This window comes from Methanobrevibacter sp., from assembly GCF_045636185.1.
In the GTDB taxonomy this organism is placed as follows: domain Archaea; phylum Methanobacteriota; class Methanobacteria; order Methanobacteriales; family Methanobacteriaceae; genus Methanocatella.
This window is the reverse complement of sequence record NZ_JAZTXC010000159.1, coordinates 1-6,219: the sequence shown is the minus strand read 5'-3', so window position 1 is coordinate 6,219 and position 6,219 is coordinate 1. Positions and strand designations below refer to the sequence as shown.

Sequence of the window (6,219 nt, the reverse complement as noted above, 5' to 3'; positions counted from 1 at the left end):
ATGTTATAATAATGCTTTTTATGGTAAAATATGTATTATTTGATGAGTAAATGAAAAATAGCGTTTTTTTTTAAAAAATTCTATATTTTTAATGGGTTTGAGTAAAAAAAAGAAAAGAAGTAGAATCATAAGTATGATTCTGTAATTGATGCTACACCAGCACCTGCATCGTCAATTGCACCTAAACCTTTTAAGGTCATTCCAATGGCTGCAAAAGTTTGCACTAACTCTTTGTAGGAAATGCATCCCATGTGGCCTATTCTGAAGATATTTCCTTTCAGGTGGTCTTGTCCTCCAGCTAATTCCACGCCGTATTTGTCACGGGTTGTTCCTCTGAAGTCAGCATCTGCAATGCCTTCAGGCATTTTAACTGCAGTTACGGTTGCAGAGGATACTGCTTCGTCAGCGAATAATTCTAAACCTAATGCTTTTACAGCTGCAACACTAGCTTTTGCTGCTTTGTGGTGACGTGCAACTCTATTTTCGAGTCCTTCTTCCATAACTATTTTCAATGCTTCATTCATAGCATAGGTTAAGGAAACGGATGGTGTGTAAGGAGTTTCCGGTGGGTTTTTGTTTCCACTTTTTCTTGCTGCTTTTAAATCTAAGTAGTATGTATTGGTTTCAACATTATCCACAGCTTTCCATGCCTCATCACTTAATGTAATAGCTGCCATTCCAGGAGGTGCTGCCAAACATTTTTGTGAGCCTGTTACACAAACATCAATACCGAACTTTTCTACATCCACATAATCTCCTGCAAGGGATGATACTGTATCTACGATGTATAATGCATCATAGTTTCTCATGACTTTACCGATTTCCTCGATTGGTGCAGCTACTCCGGTAGAAGTTTCATTATGTATAACTGAAATTGCTTTGATGTCTTCATTTTCATCAAGAGCTTCTTCAATTTGTTTTGGTGTTACTGCAGTTCCCCATTCGACCGCTAATTCCTGAGCGTCAATTCCATGGGTCTGAGCTATTTTCATGAAACGTTCTCCGAATTTTCCACCAACAACATTTAACATTTTTTCGCCAGGCGCAACAGTATTTGCGATAGCAGCTTCCATTGCAGCAGTACCTGATCCGGTTAATAAATAAGATTTATTTGGGGTTTGGAATACTTTACTCATTAATTCTGTAGTTTCAGTTAATATTTCTCCGTATTTCGCTCCTCTGTGATTTACAACAGCTTTTGACATTGCAGCTAAGACTCTAGGGTCTGCTGTTGTTGGACCAGGAAGCATTAATAAAATTTCGTCCATTTATTTTCCTCCATTATAAAAAAAGATTTAGTATGGCTAAACCTAGTTATTTATTTAATTTTTATACTTTTTATATATTGTCCTCGGAAATATTTTTTCCGTTTTAATCAAAAGTTTCTTCTTTAAATTACTTTAATTCTAAAATAACCATTTAATTTATTTAATTTAAATATTTAACGATGTAAGTAAGCACTTACATTCGAAAACCTTTATATAGATACTTTTTATAATATATATATTAAATTCAATAATGTGATTTACTGAATTGATTATAATAATGGTTAATTATTCGAAGATGATTATATGAATAAAATTATATTCTGTTTATTATTATTGCCAATTTTATTGGTTGGTGTATGTGCTGTCTCAGCATCTTCCGATTTAGATGCTGATGTTTCAGATGTTAGTCTTTATAGTCCCATTTTAGATGATCATGTTGCTAATGGTCATGATGCTATTGAACCTATTTCTTCTGATATTGAACGCCCTATTTTAGATGGCAATTTTACTGATGATAATGGTTCTGTTCCTATTGTTCCTATTGTAATTATTGATTATGACAGTAACAATCAAGATAGTGACCGTCCAAGTATGGATATTCCTGTTATTGACTATCGTCCAGGTAGTGATGTTCCTGTTGCAGAAGGTGAGTCATTTGGTACTATCCTCCCTTACTTGCATCCATGCACTGTAGATGATTCAAATATGGAAGTTTTCCCATATTACCCATTCGGACCTCATTACGCACCTGTTATTGGACCTTGCATCAATCCAGAACATGGATTTCCAATTTCCCCACGATTTTAAATGAATAAGTGGTATTAATAATGTTAAAAACATCTTTAAATTTAAATTCAGATTTGGATGATTCAATTGATAATCATCATATATTAGGGGATTTTGTTTTTTCCTCTTGTCCTGTTGATAAGGAATATTGCTGTTATTTTGATTTGAGTTCTTTAGAGAACTCAAATGATAATATTCCGGATGACTTGGTTTTCATCCCGGGACCAAGATTTTAATTGTATTTTTTTAAATATTATTTATCTTTAACTTTTTTTTTATTTGCTGAGTGTTGACAGCAATTATTTGGTTTTGGACATTTATCATTTTTAATATTTTTTTTAGAAAGGGCATGAATGCAATTGTTCACTTGCAAAAATATTTATATATTTCAATTTTTAGATATTGATGTAAAAAGTACTTTACATGTGAAATAACTATTCTGGTGTTCAATGTTGAATCTAAAAAGATTGATGGTTTTGGTCATAATAAGTGCATGCCTTTTAATAAGTGCATCATGTGCTTTTGCAACTGATTCAAATCAAATCCGTGATAATATTACTGCAGATGGACAAAATCATGAAATAAACATTGATAATTTTAATGTTGGACAAATAGATAATAATCTTGTTAATACTCAGGTAAATTTGGTAGATTCTATTCAGATTAATATGGACGATGGTCAAACAAATGGTGATGTGCCTGGTTCATATGATGATTTGAAGGAGGATATTGGGAATTTGCATTCCGGTGATGTTTATAATTTTACAAGGGATTATATTTTTGATGGTGGTCAGAGAATAGCATTGCAGAATAATATTATTGCAATTAATCAGGATAATATTATTATTAACGGTAATGGTTTTGCAATTGATGCTGGTGGTTGTCTGAACTTTGCAATATTTAAAATATTGGGAAACAATGTAACAATCAGCAATTTGACCTTTGCTAATAGTGTGCCGGGTAGTATGCCCGGTCCAAAGGTTCATGGCAATTACCGTTTCGACAGGATTAGCAGTCCGATATGCTGGCAGGGTAACAATGGAACCATGAAAGACTGTAATTTCTATAACAATTGTGCCGTTAATGGTGGTGCAATGACATGGATTGGAAACAATGGAACAATTGAGAATTGCAGGTTTATCAATAACACGGCAAGAGGAGTTGGTGGTGCATTATATGTTGGTGGTGTGAACAATACAGTTTCATGGTGTGTTTTTCTTAATTCGACTTCACAGCTAACCGGAGAAGCAATATATTTAGATCGCAGCCGTGAAAAAATTAGGTTTGTTAATGATACTTTTAATAATAAGATTCCGGTTATTGACGGTGTTGAATCTAATATTGATGCTGATTATCTTTTCTATTCATATAAAATTCCTGTGTGGGGTAATTTATCGGCAGAGAAGGGTTATAAATTGGATATTATTCCTTTAATATACAAATCCATCATAATCGGTGGTGTAAACAATATTGGTGATGATTTTAATTATTTTGCTCAATATTTTAATGAAAGTGGTGATTTCATTTTGAATTTTGCTGCATATGAGGAAATATCTGATTATGTTTATTTGGACAAATTTTACAAAGATATGTTGAACTTTAAAGTAGATTGGATTGAATCATTCCATATTGATATGCCTTCCCCGCCTGTTTTTCACTTTGGTTTTGATTATCTTAAATCAATGTCTTTTTCCAATATAACGGATTTCAATCAGGTTTTTGATTGTGTACTTCATGAAAACTATAAATTCAGCCTTACGCAAAATCTCATTGGTTTTGTTCATGATGCCTATGATTATTCTGAAATTTCTTCGGTTAAAGGCTGGGATCAATGGTTTGACACAGATGAAGGTGTTGATAACTTTGTTAATAATTTTGAAGTTATTTTTACAGATAAGATAAATGCTGAATCTGAACTTTCTTGGACACCAAATATATCAGGTTTTGATTCTATTCTTATAATGGGTAACGGTTCAACAATTGATGGTCTTGCCAAAGATGAAGATGACGAGCAAACATGGATTGACATGGTCGGTGATTCCAATACTATATTTATGGCTTATGATTTGACTATTAAAAACTTCAATTCCGCCGTTAAATGTTTTGCAGGTAACTGCTATTTCAACAATGTTCGATTTGATAACAATCGTATGGACTATGTATTTGAAAGGGATTGGGGCGCTGCAATTATAAATACAGGTTATATAGTTTGTGATAATTGTACTTTCACAAATAATCATGCTAAAAATGGCGGTGCAATCTTTAATCAGGGATTTTTGTCACTTAACAACTGCACATTCAAGGGAAATAAGGCATATGGAGAAGGTGATGATGTTTGCGTAGGAGACGGGGGCAAAGTAAAAGTTAATGGAGAAAACGTTACAAGCAATAAAGGCCCCATTCACATTACTGATGGTTTAAGCATGTCAGACGTGACCATATGTACAATATGGTGTATTGGATCAACCATTGTTCTAAGTATTCTTGCAGGGGCCGCTTCAGGAGGAATGCTTATGGCTGCGGCTATAGGATTTTCCATAGGAAGCGTTCTTAGTATTTTGACTGCAAAACTGGTCTGCAACAATGTATTTAATTTGAACTTTGATGGCACAACATATGCTGCAGTGTTAATAGGAGGATCAATTGTGGCAGGAATGACTGCTGGAATTGTGGGTTATACATTCTTTTCCGAAGCAACATGCTATGATATGTGGTGTTTTAATCAGATGGAAGGGGATGAAGGAGTATTATACATAAATGATGCAACATCAACATATTCATCCTCAGTAGCAACTCCTGAAGGATCCATACTCGAGGATATAGAATATATACTCGAAGGTGATAACATTTCAGTAATTTCAGCACCGACATGATAGAAAAAAGCATGGGTGCATATCACCATTGCACCCAAATTTTTTAAAAAAATTCCTTTGATTATCTTTTAATCGATTTTTTTTGTTTTCAGAAAATTAATGGGTATGAATGCAATCATTTGCTTGCCAAAATATTTATATATTTCAATTTTTAGATAGTAATGTAAAAAGCAGTTTACATTTGGTGAAATTATTATATGTTCTTCTAAAGTTAATGCATTAATTTATTAATTGGTTCGTATTATTCATTCATTAAAACTGTTTACTGGATTTATGGGGGTTATTCTTAATTAATTTATATGTGATAATAACTATGGTGGTGTTCAATGTTGAATTTAAAAAGATTAATGATTTTGGTCATAATAAGTGTATGTCTTTTAATAAGTGTATCATGTGCTTTTGCAGCGGATTCAAATCAAATCAGTAATAATATTACTGCAGATGGACAAAATCATGGAATCAACATTGATAATTTTAATGTTGGGGAAGTGGAAAATAATGATGTATCTGGAATGCTTGTTAATACTCAGGTAAATTTGGGATGTTCTATTCAGATTAATATGGACGATGGTCAAACAAATGGTGGTGTGCCTGGTTCATATGATGATTTGAAGGAGGATATTGAGAATCTGCATTCCGGTGATGTTTATAATTTTTCAAAGGATTATATATTTGATGGCGGTAATAGAATAGTATTACAGGATAATATTATTGCAATTAATCCGGATAATATCATTATTAACGGTAATGGTTTTGCAATTGATGCGGGTGGTTCTCAGAACTTTGCAATATTTAAAATATCTGGAAATAATGTAACAATCAGCAATTTAACCTTTGCCAATAGTGTGCCTGGTACCATTATGGGTCCCACAATTTTTGACATTTACCGCTACCAAAAGGTTTTAAGTCCAATATGCTGGCAGGGTAACAATGGAACTATGAAAGACTGTAATTTCTACAACAATTGTGCCGTTAATGGTGGTGCAATGACCTGGACCGGAAACAATGGAACAATTGAGAATTGCAGATTTATCAATAACACGGCAAGAGGAGTGGGTGGTGCACTGTATATTGGTGGTGTGAACAATACTGTTTCATGGTGTGTTTTTGTTAATTCGACTTCACAGCTAACTGGTGAAGCAATATATGCTGATCGCAGTCGTGAAAAAATTAGGTTTGTTAATGATACTTTTAATAATAAAATTCCGGTTATTGACGGTGCTGAATCTAATATTGATGTGGATTATTTTTTCTATTCATATAAGATTCCTGTGTGGGGTAATTTATCAACA

The 6,219-nt window shown here is 33.3% G+C and carries 5 protein-coding genes; 4 read left to right on the top strand and 1 reads right to left on the bottom strand.

Annotated elements, in window-relative coordinates; genetic code table 11:
- Positions 1-125 precede the first annotated feature (125 nt).
- Entirely contained in the window at positions 126-1,268 is a 1,143-nt protein-coding gene (locus ACKI3Q_RS08870; protein ID WP_407416238.1) for a pyridoxal-phosphate-dependent aminotransferase family protein, read from the bottom strand.
- A gap of 303 nt (positions 1,269-1,571) precedes the next feature.
- Here ACKI3Q_RS08870 and ACKI3Q_RS08865 point away from each other — a divergent pair, with 303 nt between their 5' ends.
- The 4 genes from ACKI3Q_RS08865 to ACKI3Q_RS08850 all read left to right on the top strand — a co-directional run.
- Complete coding sequence (locus tag ACKI3Q_RS08865) at positions 1,572-2,075, top strand: hypothetical protein (protein WP_407416237.1); 504 nt, start codon at positions 1,572-1,574, stop codon at positions 2,073-2,075.
- A gap of 20 nt (positions 2,076-2,095) precedes the next feature.
- The gene (locus ACKI3Q_RS08860; protein ID WP_407416236.1) at positions 2,096-2,290 is read left to right on the top strand and encodes a hypothetical protein; all 195 of its coding nucleotides are present in this window, start codon (positions 2,096-2,098) and stop codon (positions 2,288-2,290) included.
- A 216-nt stretch (positions 2,291-2,506) separates the two neighbouring features.
- Positions 2,507-4,927 (top strand): hypothetical protein, encoded by a 2,421-nt coding sequence (locus tag ACKI3Q_RS08855; RefSeq protein WP_407416235.1) that lies wholly within the window; start codon positions 2,507-2,509, stop codon positions 4,925-4,927.
- 326 nt (positions 4,928-5,253) lie between these two features.
- Positions 5,254-6,219: hypothetical protein (locus tag ACKI3Q_RS08850; protein ID WP_407416234.1), on the top strand; the 966-nt coding region annotated here is incomplete at its 3' end.

Excerpts from the sequence above, each read along its gene's own strand:
- ACKI3Q_RS08870 (WP_407416238.1), bottom strand. The coding sequence starts at position 1,268 with ATGGACGAAATTTTATTAATGCTTCCTGGTCCAACAACAGCAGACCCT.
- ACKI3Q_RS08865 (WP_407416237.1), top strand. The coding sequence starts at position 1,572 with ATGAATAAAATTATATTCTGTTTATTATTATTGCCAATTTTATTGGTT.
- ACKI3Q_RS08860 (WP_407416236.1), top strand. The coding sequence starts at position 2,096 with ATGTTAAAAACATCTTTAAATTTAAATTCAGATTTGGATGATTCAATT.